Source organism: Raoultibacter timonensis (assembly GCF_022845715.1).
GTDB classification, from domain to species: domain Bacteria; phylum Actinomycetota; class Coriobacteriia; order Coriobacteriales; family Eggerthellaceae; genus Raoultibacter; species Raoultibacter timonensis.
In genome coordinates, this window is record NZ_AP025564.1 from 1,939,991 (window position 1) to 1,960,826 (window position 20,836).

Consider the following 20,836-nt stretch of genomic DNA (forward strand, 5'->3'; position numbering starts at 1 on the left):
ATCCTATTCGGCTTTCGAGCGCTCTGCGCGGATGGCCAGCAGTACGATGAACGTCAGAAGCGCCACGACCGCCCCGCCCAGAAACACGAGCGACGAGGGTGTGAACCCGTCCCCGACGACGCCGAACCCGAGCGAGCCCGACGACGCGCTCAAAGCCGATCCGATCCACGGCCCGATGAGCATGGGGATGAGCACGACCATGAAGATGCGGACGCCCTGGAACATGCCCACATAGCCGCCCGGGGTGTTGTTACGCACTTCGGCGCCGAAGCAGGCGACAGCTCCGAGGTAGCCGCTCAGCATGAGCACCGAGCCGGCGAAGATGAACGCGGTACCCGTGAAAAGCGTGAGCACGACGCATCCCGCGATGAACAGAACGAGCGGGAGGATGACCGAGCGCAAAAAGCCGCGCCGGTCGACCGTTTTGCCGTAGAGGATGGTGAATATCGCTGCGATGATGATGCCCGGCGCCATGACGAACACGTAGCTTTCGCCGAGGACGTAGGGGAGGCGCAGGTAGAGCACGTAGTAGGGCATGAACACCTGCAGGGCCGTGGCGAACACGAGGTAGGCGAGCAGCACGAGGTAGAGCATTTTGTTGTCGGCCATCGATCTCGGGCGGAACCCGTAGAGCACGCTTTTCAGATAGCCGCCGTCCCGTTTTCGCTCGGGGGCGGAATCGTCCATGAGGACGAGCACGAGGATGCCGAGTGCGATAACCGCGCAACCGATTATGATGAAGAAGAGCGGGTAGTCGTAGGTGACCGTGCCGTCGGGGCGCACGATCATAAGGAACATCGCGCCGCCGAACACCGCGAGCATCGCCAGAAGCGGCATCGCGGAATTCACGCCCTCGACCTTGCCGCGGTTCTTATCGGTGGTGATGTCGGTGACCCAGGCGTTGAAGCACGAGTCGTTCGCGAGGCTGCCGAAGAACGTCATCACGCAGTCGAACACGATGGTGAGCGTCACGCCGAACGCCATCGCCGCCGCTGCGGTGTCCGCGAGTGCGAACGAGATGGTCTGCAGGTAGGCGAACACGATGATCGAGACGCCCCAGAGGATCGTGCCCACGCCGATGAATACCTTGCGCTTTCCCACCCGATCGGACCACGCGCCCACCAGCAGCGTGGTGGCCGCAGCGGTAAGCGCCGAGGCAGACACCATGAGCGCGACGTCGGAGAGCGACGCGTTGAAGACGTCCTGGATGAACAGGTTGAAGAAGTTGTTCTCAAGCGCCCATGCCACCTGGCCCACGAACGAGAGCAGGATGATGAGCAGCCAGGATTTCTTCGTGAGAGCCGGTTCGGCGGCGTAGGTCGGAGGCTTCTGCTTCGCGTCGGCCGCTTGTCCCTTTCGGGCATCCGCTTCTGTTGCGAAGATGGGGCGGTTCTGGGGATGAGGCGTCTTTTCTTCGGTCATGGCATCGCCTGGTTCTCTTGGGAAACAACTCTGCTGCTATCCTACTAGATAATGCGCATGAGCGCATGGCTCAACCGCTCCCACAACCGCTTGGGCGGGCTTTTCCTGCGAAGCCGCGGTTGTTCGCATTCCCACGGTCGGGGCGTCGCGTTTCGGGGCCGATTGCGAGACGGAATAGGCTTCGTGTGGAGCTCTTCGATTTCTCCCATATTGCTTCGATTTTCTCTTGCGCCTGATCGGATGTGGCGTTATACTAACTGATCGTGTCTTTATGGAAGCACCATACAATTTGGTATGTCGAAGAATTATATTGAGTATATAGAAGGAAAACGAACATGGACATCATTCGCGCTATCGAACAACAGCAGATCAAGCAGGACGTCCCTGATTTCAACGTGGGCGACAACGTGAAGGTCCACTATCGCATCACCGAAGGTAATCGCGAGCGCATCCAGGTCTTCCAGGGCGACGTCATCCGCCGTCACGGCGCTTCGAACCGCGAGACGTTCACGGTTCGCAAGATCAGCTTTTCCATCGGTGTCGAGCGCACCTTCCCGGTGCATTCGCCGAAGATTGAGAAGATCGAGGTCGTGCGCAAGGGCGATGTGAACCGCGCCAAGCTGTACTACCTGCGTAACAAGGTTGGCAAGGCAGCCAAAATCAAGGAAAAGTCCTTCAACTAATCCTCGGGCTACAGAGAGAACGGAAGACCCCGCAAGGGGTCTTTTTCTGCGCTGCGCCCGTCCTGCAACCCTGGAGATATCGGATCGGATATACTGAAACCTATGATCCAAACCGTCGCCGACATACGAAAGAGGCTCCAAGAGGCGGATGCCGCTGAGTTCGCTGTGCTCGAGCGCTCGCTGGTCGCCGATACGCGCAAGGGCGTTTTGAGCGCGATCGAATCGGCGCGTCGGAGGCTCGAGGCGCAGCAGGCGGAGGCGACGCGCATCGAGGGCCTGTATGCGTACGAGTGCGAGCTTGCCCGAGGCGGTGTTGCGGTTGGGCTTGACGAGGTCGGTCGCGGCCCGGTGGCGGGCCCCTTGACGGTCGGGGCGGTCGTGTTGCCGCCCGAGCCTCGGATACTCGGGCTGAACGACTCGAAGCAGCTGACTGCCCAACATCGCGAAGAGCTGGCTGCGCAGATCAAAGAAACGGCCATCGCATGGACCGTGCAGCACGTCGAACCCGATTCGATCGATGCGGTCGGCATGACGGCTTCGCTGCGGTTCGCGTTCCTCAAGGCTCTCGGCGCCATCGAGGAGCAGGGCGTTTCCTTCGATGCCGTACTGCTTGACGGAAATCCGATGCGCCTCGATCCCCGTGAGAAAAACGTGGTCAAAGGCGATGCGAAATGCGCATCCATCGCGGCTGCTTCGATCGTTGCAAAGGTCGAGCGCGATGGCATCATGTGCCGCATGTCCGAGCGCTATCCCGTATACGGATTCGACGCGAACAAGGGCTATGCGAGCAAAGATCACATCGACGCTATCAAGGAGCATGGGCTAAGTCCCATTCACCGCGTCTCCTTCTGCACTGCCTTCACCCAAGAAACGCTCTTCTGATCCGTTCGATCAATGCGCCGTGCCCCGCGATACGGCAAGCGAATTCCGGAAATCAGTCGGCAATCCGGTAGCTTTCCTCCTTTCGCGCGCACCCGGCCGTCTCCTTTCCTGCCGCTCTGGGCGAATCCGTCGGTATGAAACGGATCGGATGCGCTTCGCTCCCGGTTCGCTTTGAGCCGTTTGATCGTATAGATTGCACTCCTTTTGTCTTCTCGATACCGCAAGCTGCGCCCGCTAGCATGGCTTAGCGAAGAAAGGAGTCGAAATGGTGATCGAAGCAACGCTGGAAAGGCGCGAAGCGCAGGACCCTCCCGGCATAGCCGCATCGGAAGGGTCACGGCCGGGGGATTCGTCCTCCGTCGAAGCGGCACAGAACGCGGAAGAGTCGAGGCACAACATCGAACTCGGCAGGCGGGGGGAAGAGGCGGCGGCGCGCTTTCTCGAGCGGCGCGGTTTCGAGGTGCTCGAGCGTAACTGGACGTGCTCTGCGGGGGAAGCCGATATCATAGCCCAGGATGAGGATACGCTGGTATTCGTCGAGGTTAAAACCAGATCGAATACCGAAAAAGGCCTTCCGGAGGAAGCGGTCGACGAGCGCAAGAGGGAACGCTACGAGAGGATTGCCGCCGCTTTTCTCCAGACGTACGAAACCGTCGATATCGCCGTACGGTTCGATGTCGTATCCATCCTCGTTATCGGATCGGAGCGTGCGTTCCTGCGGCACCACGTCAATGCGTTTTCCGTCGGCGAATGAGCGAGGGCGGCTTCGATGCAGGCGCAGTACAGCGTATGGAGCGCAACGATCAGGGGCGTGGAGGCGGTGCCGGTTTCCGTCGAGGTGCTCGTGGGCAGCGGGATGCCGTCTTTCTCGATCGTCGGCATGCCCGATGCCGCCATCCAAGAGGCGCGCGAACGGGTTCGGGCCGCCATCAAAGCCTGCGGGTTTCGCATGCCGACCGAGAAGGTGGTCGTCAACCTCGCGCCCGGTTCGCTCAAGAAGACGGGATCGGGGTTCGATTTGCCCATAGCGTTGGGGATCCTCGCGGCTACGCGGCAGCTCGACGCTTCGCGCATCGACGGGAGCCTGTGCGTTGGGGAGCTGTCGCTCGAGGGCGACGTCCGTGCGATCAGGGGTATGCTGGCTTTCGAGCTCTGTGCGAAAAAGCAGGGGCTTTCGCTCATATGCGCGCAGCCAGACGACGGTTTGATCGGACTCGAAGAGCTCGAATGCAAAACCGTGTCGAGCCTTTCGGCGTTTTACGCAGGTTCCTTTTCGTCTCCCACGATGAGGGGCCGAGCGGGCAGGGGCCCTTCGATGGACTACGCCGACGTTGCGGGGCACGAAGCTGCGAAACGCGCGCTGCAGATCGCCGCAGCGGGCGGGCACGGCATGCTCATGATGGGTCCCCCGGGATCGGGCAAGACGATGCTCGCTTCGCGTCTGCCGACGATACTGCCGCCTCTTGCGGACGACGAGATGATCGAGGCGGCTCTCGTGCATTCGGTTGCGGGGGAGGACATAGGATCCATCCTCGCAGGAGAGCGCCCGTTTCGCAAACCCCATCACTCGGCGAGCATGGCGGGGCTCGTGGGCGGCGGTTCGCCGTTGCGTCCCGGAGAGATTTCGCTTGCAACCGGGGGCGTGTTGTTTTTGGACGAGGTGTCGGAGTTCAAACCTTCGGTGCTGCAAGCCATTCGCCAGCCGATCGAATCGGGGCGGATCGTGGTGACGAGGGCGGAGGGGAGCGTCGCGTTCCCCGCGCGGTTCATGCTCGTTGCAGCGTCCAATCCCTGCCCATGCGGCTATTTCGGAGATGTTGCCGAACGCTGCACCTGTACGGCTGCTCAGATAAGGAACTACCAGAGCCGCATAGGCGGTCCGCTCATGGATAGGATCGACATCCATGTCGACGTATGGCGGTCCTCGCCCGACATGGTACTGGGCACCGGCGGTAAAACGGGGTCCGAGAAGCTGAAGGAGGGCGTTATGGAGGCGCGGGCGTTCGCTTTGCACAGAAAGCAGAAGGGAGGCGGCGCGCGCACGGCGAACTCTCTCATCGCATCGTGCGCGCTCGATGCCGAAGATGAGGACTTTCTCAAGGAGATGGCCTCCCTGCACCGCATGAGCGGCCGGGGGATCATGAAGACGCTCTCCATAGCGAGAACCGTCGCCGACATGGACGCATGCTCACGGGTCGGCAAAGACCACGTATGCGAGGCGCTCGGGCTGCGGCTACGGGACGGCGTCGGTTCGGTATGACAGGAGGTATTCGATGCAGAAGAAAGAGTTTGCACGTTATGCGGGGCCAAGGTTGAGGGGCGAGCGTACGGTGCTCGAAAAGGAAGAAACGGGGTACCCTGAAGCACTCTGCCTGATAGCCGATCCTCCCGAGCGTCTTTTCGTCGTGGGAAACCCGAGCGCGCTCGGCGAGGGAATCGCCATCGTCGGTGCGAGAAACGCAACGCCCTACGGCATATCGTGCGCGAAGCGATTTGCGGGAACGGCGGCGAAGCGGGGGATCCCCGTCATTTCAGGCGGTGCCCGCGGTTGCGATGCGGCGGCGCATCGGGCTGCGCTCGATGCGGGCGGCACGACGGTTGCGTTTCTCGGAGGGGGATGCGACGAGCTGTACCCGGCATCGCACTATGGCCTTTTCCAAGAGATCGTCGATGCGGGCGGTGCGGTGGTTTCGGAGCAGGAGTGGTCGTTTCCTCCCATGAGGCATACGTTCAGGGCGCGCAACCGGCTTATCGCCGGTTTGGCGCGGGCGACGCTCATCGTGGAAGCGGGCTTGCCGTCGGGGACGTTCTCGACGGCAGACGAGGCACTTGCCGCCAACCGAGAAGTGCTCGTCGTACCGGGCTCTATCGCATCGAAGTTCTCGCGCGGATCGAACAGGCTGCTCTTCCAGGGCGCAACGCCCATCGTCGACGACGAGACGTTTTCCAGCGTGCTCGAAGCCCTGTTCGGCCAGCAGGAGATCGAGGGTTTCGCCCAGGTCTGCGAACAGCCCAGGCTCCGTATTCGGGCCGACGGCTGCGTCGCCTCTTCGAAAGCCGGAAGCGAGGATGCCATTCTCGAGGCTATGTGCGCCAATCCGATGAGCATCGAGGAAATGCTCGGATATGTCGAGTCGAACGGCATGCAGGAGGGGTTTCGCCTTGGGGGAAACGCGATCACCTATCTTATGGTGCGCCTTGCCGAACTGCAGAAAAGCGGGCGTATCGTACGATATCCCGATGGACGATACGGACCCGTCGTGGTCTGATGCCCCGACATTTGCTAAGATCGTTTCCATGAAAAAACATGTTGACATACTGGGTGCCGGACTCGCCGGGAGCGAGGCGGCATTGCAGCTGGCCGATCGGGGCGTGTCGGTTAGGCTGTTCGAAATGAGGCCCAAGACGAAGACGGCGGTGCACGCGACGGACCGCTGCGCCGAACTCGTGTGCTCGAACTCCCTTAAAAGCGAAAAGCGCGACAGCGCTGCCGGGATGCTCAAGGCCGAACTATCGGTGCTCGGATCCCGGCTGTACGCCCTTGCGCAGGAAAACCGCGTCGCCGCAGGAGGCGCGCTTGCGGTCGACCGCGACGCTTTTTCGGGAGCGGTTACCACGCGCATCGAAGAGCACCCGCTCATAGAGCTCGTTCGCCTCGAAGCGACGGAGATTCCCCGCGGAGCCAATGCGACGATACTCGCGAGCGGCCCGCTCACCTCCGAACCGCTTGCCGATGCCATCGAGAGCCTGACTGGCTGCGGACACCTATCGTTCTACGATGCAGCAGCCCCAATCGTCATGGCCGATTCGCTTGACTACGGCAAGCTGTTTCGGCAGAGCCGCTACGAAGAAGGCGAGGGCGATTACCTCAACGCGCCGTTTTCGAAGGACGAGTACGAACGGTTCATAAGCGAGCTCGTTGACGCGAAGCGCGTGGTCATGAAGGATTTCGAAACGCGTGAACTCTTCCAGGCATGCCAGCCCATCGAGGAGATCGCCCGAAAAGGAATGGACGCGCCGCGTTACGGAACGCTGAAGCCCGTGGGGTTGACCGATCCCGCTACCGGCAGGCGGCCGTGGGCGGCGCTGCAGCTGCGTGCGGAAGACGCGCACGGAGAAAGTTACAACCTCGTAGGGTTCCAAACGAATCTTACTTTCGGCGAGCAGGCGCGGGTGTTTCGCATGATACCCGGGCTTGCTCATGCCGAGTTCGCCCGATACGGCGTCATGCACCGCAACACCTTTATCGACGCGCCGAGGCTGCTGGGGCGCGATCTGCGTCTGACGGATGCGGGCGATTCGGGGTGTCCCCTTTACGTGGCGGGGCAGCTTGCGGGAACCGAAGGGTATTGCGAAGCCGTTATGTCGGGGCTCCACGCGGCGATCGGCGTCTTTGCCGCGCTGTCGGGTAAGCAGGCTCCCGAGATGCCGCCGCAAACCGCGTTCGGGGCGCTGCTTGCCTATGCGACCGACCCGACGGTTACCGATTATCAACCCATGCACGTGAACTTCGGGATCATGGAGCCGCTGCCCGAACGGATGAAGAACAAACGCCTGCGCTATGCGGCGTATGCCGATCGGGGAGAAGCAGCCTTGCAGGCATATGCGGAGGCGCTTCGCGATAGGGGTCTTATGGCGACGGAGCGAAACGATGGCTGAGGCTTCCGACGGTCCCGCTTTGGCGTTCGCCGAAGCGTATCTGGAAACCATGCGGGTCGAACGAAACGTTTCGCCCAATACGCTGAGGGCCTACCGCAACGACATCCTCGATTTCCTCCGGTGGGCCGATCGCAACAATATGAACGCCTTGGAGACGACCCATCGGCAGCTGAGGCTCTATCTCGGCGAGCTCGATCGGGCGCAGTACTCGCGAACGACGATCAATCGCAAACTGAGCTCGTTGCGCGGTTACTTCGGCTGGATGTGCGCAACGGGTGCGATTGCCGAGGATCCGGCAGGCGTCATGCAGGGACCCAAACAGCCGAAGAGCCTGCCGCACACCATCAAGCCGGCCGATATGGCGAAGATCCTCACGGTTCACGGCGCAAAGGATCTGTCCGGCAATCCGCGCGAGCAGTCTTTTTCGGACATGAGGGATCAGGCGCTGCTCGAGCTGCTCTATGCATGCGGTACCCGTATCTCCGAAGCGTCGGGATTGCTGATCGCCAACGTGGACCTCAAGAACTCGCAGGTGAAACTGTTCGGAAAGGGCTCGAAGGAGCGCATCGTGCCGATTCACGAGCTTGCCGCCTCGTCGATGGCGCGCTATTTCCATTTCGGGAGGCCAAAGCTGCTCAACGGGGGGCAATGCGAGTTCTTCTTCGTGTCGACGAGGGGAAACCGCATGGGAACCGATGCGATGCGCAAGATGTTCAAGGCGACGCTTCGCGCAGCCGGAGTCGACGAGACGCTTTCGCCGCACGACATGCGCCACACCTTCGCCACCGATCTTTTGGGGGGAGGAGCGGATCTGCGCAGCGTCCAGGAGATGCTCGGGCACGCAAGCCTCTCGACGACGCAGATATACACCCATCTGTCGCCCGATAGGCTCAAGGAAGTGCACGGGCAGGCGCATCCGCGCAGCGGTCGCTGATCGCTGCGCGCAACCCGCATCGAGCGCTGGGCCGTCGTTCCGAATAGCGCATCCCGCCGTGCAAGCCCCCGCATTGTATCGACTTTATGAACGTAGTTCAAAATGCTGCCGAGCCGCCTTGGGAGCGCTATACTGAACAAAGTTCATACACGAATGCGGCATCTTGTAAAAAAGCAAGGGCGAAGACGTTCGCGCGGGAAAGGACCTCGGTGGCGCGGCAAACGATAGATAAACAGGCGATCGTCGAAGCGGCGTATTGCATGGCTTCGGAAAACGGCCTCTCGTCGCTTGGGATCCGCGAGGTCGCTACGGCGTGCGGCGTGTCGGTCGGCACCATCTACAACCACGTTGCCTCGAAAGGCGGCTTGATCGCCGAAGTCGTTGCCATGTTCTGGCGAAACTCGCTAGCGGCCGCGGCGTGCAACCCCCTCGAAGACGAGGATTTCGTCGAGTACGTCGAGCGCGTATACGAGGCCATGCGCAATGCGCTCGCAGCGTTTCGATCGGATTGGCTGCCAGAGATCAGGGCCATGATGCTGAGAGGCGAAGCCGTAGGGCACGAGCGCGAAAAGCAGGTGTTCGCGCATATGGGCGATGGCCTGACGCGCGTGCTGGAGTCGGATCCGAATGCCGACGTCGGAAGGCTGGAGGGCATGGCGCCTGAGGATGTCTCGGGGTTCGTGCTCGATTCGATGCTCTCTGCGCTCAGCGAGGGCGCGTCGGATTGCCGTGTGCTCGCTTCGCTGCTGCGCGCTTCGCTCTACGATTCGAGAAGGTAGGTCTCTGCAATGGGTGTGCTTAAAATAGCGACGGAGAAGCTGCTCTTGGTGGCGGGCATCGTCTGGATGATAGCGGGACTCAATATCGCCAATATCGGCATAGGGGCGTATCTCCACGAGGCCGGATGGATATTCTGGGTGCTGCTTGTGGGGACCGTCGTCATCTTCATCGTATTCCACATCTTCGTGTTTACGAAGATGGTCGGCAAGCATGCTAACAGGATCAGGGGCTATGCGGATGATCGGACGCACATCTGGAAGTTCTTTGACAAGAAAGGCTACCTCATCATGGCGTTCATGATGGGCGGCGGTATCGCGCTTCGCATGTCGGGTCTTGTACCCGAATGGTTCATCGCCTTTTTTTATACGGGGCTCGGCCTTGCGCTCGCCGTTGCGGGCATAAGCTTCATCATCCGTTATTTCAAAAGCTCGGATCCGTCGTGTCCCGTCGTGCCGAAGGGTGCCGGGGCCGGGAAAACGACGTCAACGAAACAGTGACGGGCACGCCGCTCTCGAGCCGATTCGTTTACCATAAGGAAAAACGTCTCGAAAGGAGTATCCGGTGCCGAAACTGTTCGTCGTCGAAGACGACGCATCGCTGAGAACGGAACTCCTGCACGTTTTGGAGCTTCAGGGATACCAGTGCGCCGCAGCCGTCCGATTCGATCGCACGGTTGACGAGATACTCGAATACGGTCCCGATTGCGTTGTCCTCGACCTCAAACTGCCCGGAACATCGGGATTTGACATCGTGCGCGACCTTCGGGCAAAAAGCCAGGTTCCCATCATCATGCTCACTTCGTCCGATAGCGAATTCGACGAGCTCATGAGCATGAATCTCGGCGCCGACGACTATGTGACGAAACCCTACAATCCGGCTATTCTGCTGGCGCGCATCCAATCGGTGCTAAGGCGGACGCAACGCCATGCGGCGCCTTCGAGGATAACCCATAAGGGCCTTACGCTCGATTTGGCGAAAGGGGTCGTAACAGCAGGCGACCTCAGCATCGATTTGACCCGAAACGAGCTGAAGATACTCGCCTTACTCATGGAGAACCACGATACGATCATCTCTCGTCAAGAGATCATGAACGAGCTTTGGCAATCGGACGAATTCGTTGACGACAATACGCTGACGGTGAACATCAATAGGCTGCGCAAGAGCCTCGAGCGCGTGGGGGTTACCGACTACCTGGTCACGCGGAGGGGCCAAGGCTACCTTGTCTGAGAGGCGTTTATGAAGCTGTCGGAATACCTTGTCGACAACGTCGTATCGCTTGCGGCGTGGGTCGTTGTCATAGCCGTCATCGGTTGGATGCTCGCCATTCTCGGCGTGGGAACTTCCGCGATCCTGTTCTTGGCGGCCATCATGGTTGCCTGTCTCGCGCTTACGACGGTCTACGGGTACGCGAGACGCAGGCGCTTCTACGACGAGCTCGATGCGATCGTCGAGTCGCTGTCGCGGCAGACGGAAGCCTATCTTGCCGCCGAGCTCGTCGAGCGCCCGTCGTTTCTCGAGGGGCGCGCCGCCTACGATGCGATCGGTGCGGCGGGAAAATCCATGAACGACGAGGTGGCGCGCTACCGCGACATGGTAAATTCGTATCGCGAGTACGTAGAGACGTGGATTCACGAGATAAAGACACCGATAGCGGCCGCGAAGATCATGTCTTCGGAGCTTCACGGACCGGAGGCCGACAAGATCAAATCGGAGCTTGGGAGGATCGAGGGATACGTCGAGCAGGCTCTGTATTACGCCCGGTCCACCTCGTTGCAGAAAGACTATTCGATCAGAGAGGTCAACCTTGCCTCATGCGTGCGCGAGTCGGTCAGGAAGAACGCTCAGCTGCTTATCGGCAGCGGCGTCGGCGTGTGCGTCGACGTAGACGACGATGCGGCGGTATTCGCCGACGCTAAATGGCTGCAGTTCGTGCTCGGGCAGATTCTCGCAAATGCGGCGCGATATGATTCGACTTCCATCGTTGCGACGGCGCATGTCGAAGACCAGGGAACCGTGGCTTCGCGAACGGTGCTCGAGATAGCCGATAACGGCTGCGGCATTCCCGCCTCCGACATCGATTCGGTGTTCGAGAAGGGGTTCACCGGACGTAACGGCAGAACCCATGGGACTTCGACGGGTATGGGTTTGTACCTCTGCGCCGTCATGTGCGCCGAGATGGGCCTCGGTATCGCCATCGCTTCGGAGGAGGGGAGCGGTACGCGGGTGATGATCGCGTTCCCCCATGACAGGCGGCGGCTCGATGCCCTGCGCTGAGCGCGCCTGCGCCGTAGGCTCATCCGAAAAAAACCGCTAGCTTACAAAAGCGTAAGAGAGCGGTAAGCCTGATCGATGGATCGCGCGAGCTGCCTCCTCTAGGATGTTCGGTGTCAAGAAAAGGAGGCAGTCATGAACGAGAAGGCTGTAATCAGGATACTCGAGGCGATCGATGCGGTCAGACGCTTGATCTCCCCGTTGCACGCAGCAGGAAGAAGCGAGGGATAGACATCATGGCAGAAGCTTACGCAACCCCTATTTCGAGCAGTACCGAAGCGGCCCGCACAGGCCAGGGTTTCGGCGGTGTCCAGCCCATTTTATCCGTGCGGCATATCGAGAAGGTGTACGGCACCAAAGATTCGATCACCCATGCGCTCGCGGGCGTGAGCTTCGACGTGGTGCCCGGCGAGTTCATCGGCATCATGGGTCCTTCGGGCTCCGGCAAAACGACGCTCTTGAACTGCGTTGCAACCATCGATACCGTGACGAGCGGGCATATCCTCATCGGCGGGCGCGACATCACGAACCTGCGCTCTCGCGAGCTTGCGCGGTTCAGGCGCGACGAGCTCGGTTTCATCTTCCAGGATTCGAATCTGCTCGATACCCTGAACGGGTTCGAGAACATCTCGATCGCGCTTTCGATCAAGGGCATTCCCGCCAATCAGATCTCAGCGAAGGTGAACGCCATCGCCGAAACGCTCGGCGTTTCCGATGTGCTGAAGAAGTATCCCTACCAGATGTCGGGCGGCCAGAAACAGCGCATCGCCGCGGCTCGCGCCATGGCGGCCGATCCGAAGCTCGTACTTGCCGACGAGCCGACCGGCGCGCTCGATTCCCGCAGCGCGACGATCATGCTCGAAACCATGGAGATGATGAACGCGCATCTCGGTGCGACGATCATGATGGTCACGCACGATTCCTATGCCGCTTCGTTCGCCAAGCGCATCCTGTTCATCAAAGACGGCACGGTGTTCAACGAGATACGCAGGGGCGACACCTCGCGGAAGGATTTCTTCGGCCGGATCATGGAAGTGGTCACATTTTTGGGAGGCGATGCGGGCGATGCGCGCTAAACTAGCCGTCCGCAACATAAAGCGGTCGTTCAAAGACTATGCGATATACTTCATAACCCTCGTGTTCGGCGTTGCCGTGTTCTATGCGTTCAACTCGATCCAGAACCAATCGGTGCTGTTCGATCTCAAGGACGAGGCAACCGAGAGCATCTTCATCATGACCGGCCAGTTCCTCGGTATCTTTTCGGTGTTCATAGCCTGCGTGCTCGGGTTCCTCATCATCTACGCGAACAGGTTTCTCATCCGCCGCCGCAAGCACGAGTTCGGCATCTACCTGACGCTCGGCATGAAGCCTTCGACGGTCTCTCAGATCGTGTTGATCGAGACGCTCTTGGTGGGCATCGTATCGCTTGCGATCGGCCTAGCGCTCGGCATCGCGCTCTCCCAGGGGCTTTCGTTCTTGACGGCGGCGCTATTCAGCATACCCATGGCTCAGTACCAATTCGTGTTCTCGGGCGACGCTTGCATGCTCACGCTTATATGCTTTGCGGTGATATACCTTATCGTCGCCCTGTTCAACACCTTCACGGTGAGCCGCTACAAGCTGATCGATCTGCTTTCCGCCCGGGCGAAGAACGAGAAGATGAAGATGAGAAGCCCGTGGGCGAGCCTCGTGCTGTTTGTGGTTTCGGTCGCGGTATTGGCCGTTGCTTATGCGCTGCTCGTACAGAACGGGCTCGTCATGCTCGACGACCCGAAGTTCCTCTGGGCGACCGTGCTCATGGTCGTGGGCACGACGCTGTTCTTCTATTCGCTGTCGGGGTTCGCCATCGCGATGCTGCAGCGCAGCAAACGCGTGTACTACAAGGGCCTCAACACCTTTACCGTGCGTCAGATCGCGAGCAAGATAAATACGGCGTTCGTGTCGCTTTCGGTGGTCTGCGTGATGCTGTTTTTCAGCATCACCGTGTTCTCGTGCGGCATGGGTATGGTCGAGGCGTTTACGAGCGGCGTCGAAGACGGAACGCGCTACGATGCCACTTTGACGGCGAACGTGTTCTGGGACAGCCAGAACGTCGAGGACATGGATCCCGAGTACCGAGAGGACGCCAAACGCGTTATCGCCTTAGGGAGGGAAAACGACTTCGACATCGAAACGTACCTGGCCTCGTTGGGCGTTGATTGGGACGCCTTTGCCGAGCGCGTCATGCAGCTCGATATATACCAGGCGCCCGATCTGATGTACGGGCAGCTTGTCGACACGAGCACGCTCGGGCTTGCCGAAGACAGGGCTGCCATGGTCGAGACAACGCCCGTCCAGATCATCAGCGCATCGCAGTTTAACGCACTGCGCGAAGCGACGGGAGAGGATCCGGTCGACGTCGGATCGAACGGCTACGTTGTGAACAACCTCGCAGAATCGGGAAGCGTGCTTTCCGATCGGCTCGCCCAGCTCGACGGCGATGTGACGGTAGGAGGCGTCGCCCTCGAAAGCAAGAGCGATCGCGTATACGCCCAATCGCTCGATGTCCACTCCTTCGCGGGCGATGCCGCGCAGCTCATCGTACCCGATGACGTTATTGCCGCCGTGAGGGACCAAGGGGCCGTGCCCTATATGAGCTACCTCAACATCGACTACAAGGCGGATCGGACCGAAGGCGATACGGCTCTTATGGAAGCGCTCGGCAAGGCTCTGCCGCCCGACGATCAAACAGCGCGAAACGGGTTCGCCTACAAGAGCGATTCGTGGCCCGTGTCGATGACGTTCACCGCACAGGAGGTCATTGCGCAATCGGGCGGCATGCGTATGCTCATCACGTACCTTGCGCTCTACATCGGCTTCGTGTTCCTCATCACGACCGCCGCCGTGCTCGCCATCCAGCAGCTTTCCGAAGCCAGCGACAGCATCGAGCGCTATCGGCTGCTCTCGAAGCTCGGGTGCGATCGCCCGATGATCGCGCGGTCACTGCTCGCCCAAGTGCTCATCTACTTCATCGCGCCGCTCGGTCTTGCGGTGTGCCACGCCGTTTGCGCGATCGGCGTAACGAGTACGAGCCTGTTTACAAGCGTCGGCGTCTCGATTACCGGGCCTACGCTGATGACCGTGCTGCTCGTTGTGGCGGTGTACGGGTCGTATCTGCTCGTTACGTACGGTGCTGCGCGCGGTATCATCGGCCAGGCCATCGACTCGCGCAGGTAGGCGGCATGGCGTGCGGGCGGTGCAGAGCCGCCCGCCATGTCAAACGGGCGGGGGCGAAGCGGGAGCGCTGAGCCGATCGGCCCGATCGGGGTCGCATGCGCCGGACGAGGGAACTCGTGGCAGAAAACGCAAGGTTTTCGTCGCGCTAGCGTCCAAAGTCGCGCCTTCCCACCCGATGCAATTCCTTGCAGGAAGGCCCTACCTGGGGTAATCCGTTTACAGGGGCGGCGGCAGCGCGGGGCGCCCGCTTCCGGCGACGAAAACCTTGCGTTTTCTGCCACGAGCAGGCGATTCCGCAACACTCGTGCGTCCATGCGTCCGGCCTATGCTGCAACGCCGGACCACGGCCGACCCCGGCTATCTGCCGAGAAGGTGGCGTAGGGCGGCGATGGGATGCGCCTTCATCATGCGGGGCCCCGAGTAGCGCATGACCGTGCGGATGCTCTTTCGCTCTTCGGGCTTGTAGCAGTGGTGCTCGCACTCGTCGCACGAGGTCTTGACTTCCATCTTGCGGCAGCGTTGCGTACGGAGCACCGCGTAGTCGTCGATGGCCTTGCACTCCTCGCAAAGAGACTCGCCGCAGTAGGCGGTTTCGCTCCGGTCGCGGTCGCTGTGGTTGCCGGCGCAGTACAATGAGATCATCTGGGAGATGGTGCGCTCCTCGCGCAGGCGCCGCTTCGCTATGTTCGGTGTGTCTTCCATGGAGCGAAGAATAGCACTTCCTGTATCGATGCAGAAGTTAAACGAGGCGAATTTCGGGAAATCCCTAAGGGCGGGCTGTGCGAGGATGCGTGCGCATTGCAAGCTGCGGGCGTATCGCGATCCGCAGCGGGAAACCTCGCGGTGCAGGCTGCCTCCGACCTTGGCGTGCAGCGGGCGTATCGCGATCCGCAGCGGGAAACCTCGCGGTGCAGGCTGCCTCCGACCTTGGCGTGCAGCGTGCGCATCGCGGGCTGCGAGTCTGAAGCGCGCCGTAAGCGAAGCGAACCCGCCTTCCGCGCCTTTCGCCGCACGGGGCGCCCCCGCCTTCCGTCGCGCTCGAAAGGGCGCTATCGAACAGAATGTGCAAATCATTTGAATAGGGAACGATTGTTCTAATTTTGTTCCGCTTTTGAGACCGTCTGCGTTACAATGGGCGTTTGCGTGATACGTACGGTCGGACTGTCAGCCGAGTTTGCTCTGGAAGCCGGACGGCCCGAAAGCGAAGCGAAAGAAGCTAACGAATATGGCACAGAATTCAATCGTCATCAAGGGTGCTCGCGAGCACAACCTCAAAGATATCGACCTGACCATTCCGCGTGACAAGCTCGTTGTGATCACGGGATTGTCGGGTTCCGGAAAAAGCTCCCTGGCGTTCGACACCATGTACGCCGAGGGGCAGCGCCGCTACGTCGAGAGCCTGTCGAGCTACGCCCGTCAGTTTCTCGGCCAGATGAACAAGCCCGACCTCGACAGCATCGACGGGCTTTCGCCGGCGGTCTCGATCGACCAGAAGACCACGAGCAAGAACCCCCGCTCCACCGTGGGCACCACGACCGAGATCTACGACTATCTGCGTCTGTTGTTCGCCCGCGTGGGCGTGCCCCATTGTCCCGAGTGCGGCCGCGAGATCAAGAAGCAGACGACCGATCAGGTGGCCGATGAGATCCTCTCGATCGGCGAAGGCGCGAAGGCGCTCGTCATGGCACCGGTCGTCGTCGGCCGCAAGGGCGAGTTCACGAAGCTCTTCCAGGATCTGCAGAAGGAGGGCTTCTCGCGCGTCCGCATCGACGGCGAAGTGAAGAAGCTCGACGGCGAGACGATCGTGCTCAACAAGAAGATCAAGCACTTCATCGACGTCGTCGTCGACCGCGTAGTGCTCAAGCGCGACGCGGTCAGCCGTATCGCCGAAGCGGTCGAGATGGCCACGAAGCTCGCCGACGGGCGCGTGCTCGTGCAGGTGCTCGGCGAAGACGGCAAGCCCAAGGCGAGCGGCGCCACCTCTTCGGGTGCAACGGGCGGCTTGCAGGAAGGCGAGTACGTGTTCTCGCTCGCGCTCGCGTGCCCCGAGCACGGCCACTCCATGGACGAGCTGCAGCCGCGCGACTTCTCGTTCAATGCGCCTTACGGCGCCTGCCCCGATTGCCTCGGCATCGGAAGCAGGGAAGAGGTCGACGCGAGCCTTTTGGTTCCCGATCCGTCGCTCTCGCTCGACGAGGGTGTTATCGCGCCGTTCACCTCGGGGAACTACTACCCGCAGGTGCTGCGTGCCGTTGCAAAGCATATGGGGGTCTCATCCGATACGCCCTGGGAGGACATGCCGAAGAAGGTGCGCGATGCGCTGCTCTACGGGCTTCCCAAGGAGAAGGTGCGCGTCGATTACGTAACCGTCGACGGGCGCGAAACGTACTGGTACATCGATTGGGAGGGCGCCTGCGCTGCGGTCATGCACCGCTACCAGGAGTCCACGAGCGATAGCCAGCGAGAGAAGTACGCGCAGTACTTCGCCATCGTTCCGTGCCAAACCTGCGGGGGCAAGCGCCTCAAGCCCGAGATCCTCGCCGTCACGGTGGGGGGCAGGAACATCCACGAGGTCACCGAGATGAGCGCCGTCGATTCGCTCGCCTTCTTCGAGGGCCTTTCCTTCACGGGGTCCGACGAGCAGATCGCAGGGCCCATCGTGAAGGAGATTGCGGCGCGCCTGCGCTTCCTCGTCGACGTGGGGCTCGACTACCTTACCCTCGAGCGCGCAACCGCTACCTTATCGGGCGGCGAGGCGCAGCGCATTAGGCTCGCCACACAGATCGGCGCGGGTCTGATGGGCGTGCTCTACATCCTCGACGAGCCGTCCATCGGTCTGCACCAGCGCGACAACGAGCGCCTGATCGCGACGCTCGAACGGCTGCGCGACCTCGGCAACACCGTCATCGTCGTCGAACACGACGAAGATACGATCCGCCATGCCGATTACGTTATCGACATGGGCCCCGGCGCGGGGGAAAACGGCGGCGAGGTGGTCGCCGAAGGAACGCCGAAGCAGATCCTCAGGGCGAAGAACTCGTTTACGGCGGATTACCTGTCGGGCCGCAGGAAGATCGAGCTGCCCGAAGAGCGCCGCCACGCGAAGCGCGGGGCCATCAAGCTTTTAGGCGCAACCGAGAATAACCTCAAGAACGTCGACATCGAGATCCCGATCGGCGAGCTGACCGTCGTGACCGGCGTATCGGGTTCGGGCAAGAGCTCGCTCATCACCGACACGCTTGCACCTGCGCTCGCAAACCGCGTCAACCATGCCCGCCGTCGCACGGGGGCTTATCGGAAGATGACCGGCAGCGATCTGCTCGATAAGGTCATCAACATCGACCAGAGCCCCATCGGGCGCACGCCGCGGTCGAATCCCGCCACCTACATCGGGCTGTGGGACGACATCCGTCAGCTCTTCGCATCCACGCAAGAGGCCAAGGCGCGCGGATACTCGCCGGGCCGCTTCTCGTTCAACGTGAGCGGCGGGCGCTGCGAAGCGTGCAAGGGCGACGGCCAGATCAAGATCGAGATGCACTTCCTGCCCGACGTGTACGTGCCGTGCGAGGTGTGCGGCGGCATGCGCTACAACCGGGAGACCCTGCAGGTAACGTACCGCGGCAAGAACGTCTACGACATCCTCGAGATGACGGTTGAAGAAGCGCTTGCGTTCTTCGAGAACATCCCGGGTATCAAGCGCAAGCTCCAGACGCTGCACGATGTGGGGCTTGGGTACATCAGGCTCGGCCAGCCCGCCACCACGCTGTCGGGCGGCGAGGCGCAGCGCGTCAAACTCTCGAGCGAACTGCAGCGGCGGCAAACCGGCAAGACGTTCTACATCCTCGACGAGCCGACGACGGGCCTCCATTTCGAGGATGTGCGCCAGCTCCTCGAGGTTCTGCAACGGCTCGTCGATGCGGGCAATACGGTGCTCGTCATCGAACACAACCTCGACATCATCAAATGCGCCGATCACCTCATCGACCTCGGCCCCGAAGGCGGCGATCGCGGCGGTACGATCGTGGCGACGGGAACGCCCGAAGATGTTGCGGCGGTGCCCGAGAGCTATACGGGACGGTTCCTTGCGAAAATACTCGATCAAGCCAAGGGCGGACAAGCTCAGGGGAAGGCGTCGTAGCGGCGCACCCCTGCCGGCATACCCCTGCAGGATTTCAATCGCATTGTCTCCGCGCACCGCTTCGGCGGTGCGTTTTTTCGCTGCGGTTGCGCCGATCGTGAAAACTTAGGGAAGCGTCTTTACCGCAGGGTAGCGGCGTGCGACAATGCTCGCGGCTTATTTCAGGGGATTGCCGGATTACTTCGAACCATACAGAAAGGGCGGGCGGTGGTCGTGCAGGGCAACCATGTGATGAGGGGCGTCGTATGCGCTCTGCTCGGCGGTGTGCTGTGGGGTTTCTCGGGCACGTGCGCCCAGCTCCTCATGTCGACCTACGATGTTCCCGCTTTGTGGATCACCTGCGTGCGCATGAGTATCGCGGGAGCCCTGTTTCTCGCGGCGACGGCGGTGAAGGATCCGCGCGGCCTTGTCGCGGTGTTTCGCGACTGGCGCTCCCTCATATCCATTGCGGCGTTTGCGCTGTTCGGCGTTCTTTTGACCCAAGTGAGCTATCTGCTCACCATCGGGTACACCGATGCGGGCACCGGCACCATGCTCGAGCAGATCGGGCTTGTGTTCATAATGGTCTACGTATGCCTGCGCACCCGCAGGCTTCCCAAGCTGCGCGAGGCGATCGGGCTCGTTTTCGCCCTCATCGGCATGGTCGTCATTTCGACGCAAGGGAACCTCGGGGGTCTCGCCATTCCGATAGAGGGGTTGGCGTGGGGTTTGGTGGCGGCTCTTGCGCTCGCATTCTACACCCTTATGCCGGCGCGCGTGCTTAAAAAGTGGGGGTCGCTCATTGTCACAGGTCTCGCAATGACGTTCGGCGGTGCGGCTGCAACCGCGTTCGTGCAGCCGTGGACGATCCCGGTTGCCGTCGAGCCGGGCATGGTCGCAACGATGGCCGCGATCGTCGTGGTCGGCACGCTTGGGGCCTACATGCTCTACCTGCAGGGCATCACCGATGCGGGGCCGGTCAAGGCGAGCCTTCTGTGCGCCGTCGAACCGGTGTCGGCGATGGTCATTTCCGCGGTGTGGCTCAAGACGGCGATAACCGTTTACGACATCGGGGGATGCGCCCTCATCCTCGTAATGGTACTGCTCGTTACGCAGAGGGAGGAAAAGCCCGCAGCGGAAGACGGCGGTTTCGAGCAGGCACCCGATGCCCCCTTGTTCTTGGGGCCCGCTGCCGTGCTCGGCTATTTTTCGAGCCGCGTGGCCGAGCGCGACGATTACGGGACGGCGATGGCGCTGCTCGACGAGGGCCATAAAACGTTCAAGGAACTCGGCATCGATGAGGGGAGAAAGAAATATCCCTCGCCGCGCCGACTCATGCACAGCATAAAGAACAAAACGACGCACCTCATCGAAAACAAAGACGGCGTGGCTATCGGCATGTACGCCGTATCCTTCAGCCCCGATCCGCAGTACGGCAAACCGTTTTCCGGAAGGTGGCTTACGCAGGATTCTGGGGGAGAGCCGCCGTATGCGGTACTCCACTGGGTGAGCGTAGCGCCTGCCGCCAGGAGAAGCGGCGTCGGGCGCTTCATCCTCGACGATGCCGAGAGGCTCGCGAGGAAGCGGGGAAGGGAATCGCTGCGAGCGGATATCTATCCCGAGAACGAGCCGATGCGCGCACTGCTCGAGAAGTACGGGTATTCGGAGTGCGGCGTAGTGGCGGTGAAGGACTATTTCGGCCGCGAGAAACGCCGCGTGGCCTTCGAGAAGATGTTGCGATGAATCGGTGAAGAGCGCCATCGAACCAGTGAGTATGCGCCGCTAGGTCAACAATTTCGAAAAGACGGCGTAAGAACATGGAAAAAACCATTGAATCGCGGTTCGGTGATTGCTATTGTGTCTGTTCGCTTA

The 20,836-nt window shown here is 61.0% G+C and carries 17 protein-coding genes; 15 read left to right on the top strand and 2 right to left on the bottom strand.

Features of this window, described 5'->3' with window-relative positions; all coding sequences use genetic code 11:
• Positions 1-3 precede the first annotated feature (3 nt).
• The gene (locus MWL89_RS07860) at positions 4-1,422 is read right to left on the bottom strand and encodes an MFS transporter (protein WP_244412535.1); all 1,419 of its coding nucleotides are present in this window, start codon (positions 1,420-1,422) and stop codon (positions 4-6) included.
• A 335-nt stretch (positions 1,423-1,757) separates the two neighbouring features.
• Here MWL89_RS07860 and rplS point away from each other — a divergent pair, with 335 nt between their 5' ends.
• The 13 genes from rplS to MWL89_RS07925 all read left to right on the top strand — a co-directional run bounded on the left by rplS (position 1,758) and on the right by MWL89_RS07925 (position 14,847).
• A complete protein-coding gene (gene rplS / locus MWL89_RS07865) occupies positions 1,758-2,105 on the top strand; it encodes a 50S ribosomal protein L19 (RefSeq protein ID WP_102378208.1) in 348 nt (115 codons plus the stop codon).
• 102 nt (positions 2,106-2,207) lie between these two features.
• Entirely contained in the window at positions 2,208-2,987 is a 780-nt protein-coding gene (locus tag MWL89_RS07870) for a ribonuclease HII (protein ID WP_102378207.1), read from the top strand.
• A 265-nt stretch (positions 2,988-3,252) separates the two neighbouring features.
• The gene (locus MWL89_RS07875) at positions 3,253-3,741 is read left to right on the top strand and encodes a YraN family protein (protein WP_244412536.1); all 489 of its coding nucleotides are present in this window, start codon (positions 3,253-3,255) and stop codon (positions 3,739-3,741) included.
• A 15-nt stretch (positions 3,742-3,756) separates the two neighbouring features.
• The gene (locus MWL89_RS07880; RefSeq protein ID WP_244412537.1) at positions 3,757-5,247 is read left to right on the top strand and encodes a YifB family Mg chelatase-like AAA ATPase; all 1,491 of its coding nucleotides are present in this window, start codon (positions 3,757-3,759) and stop codon (positions 5,245-5,247) included.
• Positions 5,248-5,260: 13 nt separating this feature from the next.
• Positions 5,261-6,256: a DNA-processing protein DprA gene (gene dprA / locus MWL89_RS07885; protein WP_244412538.1), complete on the top strand. Its 996-nt coding sequence runs from the start codon at positions 5,261-5,263 to the stop codon at positions 6,254-6,256.
• Between the two features lie 28 nt (positions 6,257-6,284).
• Positions 6,285-7,646: a methylenetetrahydrofolate--tRNA-(uracil(54)-C(5))-methyltransferase (FADH(2)-oxidizing) TrmFO gene (gene trmFO, locus MWL89_RS07890; protein ID WP_244412539.1), complete on the top strand. Its 1,362-nt coding sequence runs from the start codon at positions 6,285-6,287 to the stop codon at positions 7,644-7,646.
• The gene (locus tag MWL89_RS07895) at positions 7,639-8,580 is read left to right on the top strand and encodes a tyrosine recombinase (RefSeq protein ID WP_244412540.1); all 942 of its coding nucleotides are present in this window, start codon (positions 7,639-7,641) and stop codon (positions 8,578-8,580) included. The genes trmFO and MWL89_RS07895 overlap by 8 nt, the downstream gene beginning before the upstream one ends.
• Before the next feature lie 209 nt (positions 8,581-8,789).
• Positions 8,790-9,359: a TetR/AcrR family transcriptional regulator gene (locus tag MWL89_RS07900; RefSeq protein ID WP_244412541.1), complete on the top strand. Its 570-nt coding sequence runs from the start codon at positions 8,790-8,792 to the stop codon at positions 9,357-9,359.
• Positions 9,360-9,368: 9 nt separating this feature from the next.
• Entirely contained in the window at positions 9,369-9,857 is a 489-nt protein-coding gene (locus tag MWL89_RS07905) for a hypothetical protein (protein WP_102378201.1), read from the top strand.
• 64 nt (positions 9,858-9,921) lie between these two features.
• Positions 9,922-10,587, top strand: coding sequence for a response regulator transcription factor (locus tag MWL89_RS07910; RefSeq protein WP_244412542.1), 666 nt, complete (start codon positions 9,922-9,924; stop codon positions 10,585-10,587).
• A 9-nt stretch (positions 10,588-10,596) separates the two neighbouring features.
• Positions 10,597-11,634: a sensor histidine kinase gene (locus MWL89_RS07915; RefSeq protein WP_244412543.1), complete on the top strand. Its 1,038-nt coding sequence runs from the start codon at positions 10,597-10,599 to the stop codon at positions 11,632-11,634.
• A gap of 233 nt (positions 11,635-11,867) precedes the next feature.
• The gene (locus tag MWL89_RS07920; RefSeq protein ID WP_244412544.1) at positions 11,868-12,707 is read left to right on the top strand and encodes an ABC transporter ATP-binding protein; all 840 of its coding nucleotides are present in this window, start codon (positions 11,868-11,870) and stop codon (positions 12,705-12,707) included.
• On the top strand, positions 12,697-14,847 hold the full coding sequence (locus tag MWL89_RS07925; RefSeq protein WP_244412545.1) for an ABC transporter permease: 2,151 nt from the start codon (positions 12,697-12,699) through the stop codon (positions 14,845-14,847). The genes MWL89_RS07920 and MWL89_RS07925 overlap by 11 nt, the downstream gene beginning before the upstream one ends.
• 357 nt (positions 14,848-15,204) lie before the next feature.
• Here MWL89_RS07925 and MWL89_RS07930 read toward each other — a convergent pair whose 3' ends face one another.
• On the bottom strand, positions 15,205-15,549 hold the full coding sequence (locus MWL89_RS07930) for a nitrous oxide-stimulated promoter family protein (protein ID WP_102379534.1): 345 nt from the start codon (positions 15,547-15,549) through the stop codon (positions 15,205-15,207).
• 523 nt (positions 15,550-16,072) lie between these two features.
• Here MWL89_RS07930 and uvrA point away from each other — a divergent pair.
• Entirely contained in the window at positions 16,073-18,985 is a 2,913-nt protein-coding gene (gene uvrA, locus MWL89_RS07935; RefSeq protein WP_244412546.1) for an excinuclease ABC subunit UvrA, read from the top strand.
• 207 nt (positions 18,986-19,192) lie between these two features.
• Entirely contained in the window at positions 19,193-20,707 is a 1,515-nt protein-coding gene (locus tag MWL89_RS07940) for a GNAT family N-acetyltransferase (RefSeq protein WP_341801952.1), read from the top strand.
• Positions 20,708-20,836 lie beyond the last annotated feature (129 nt).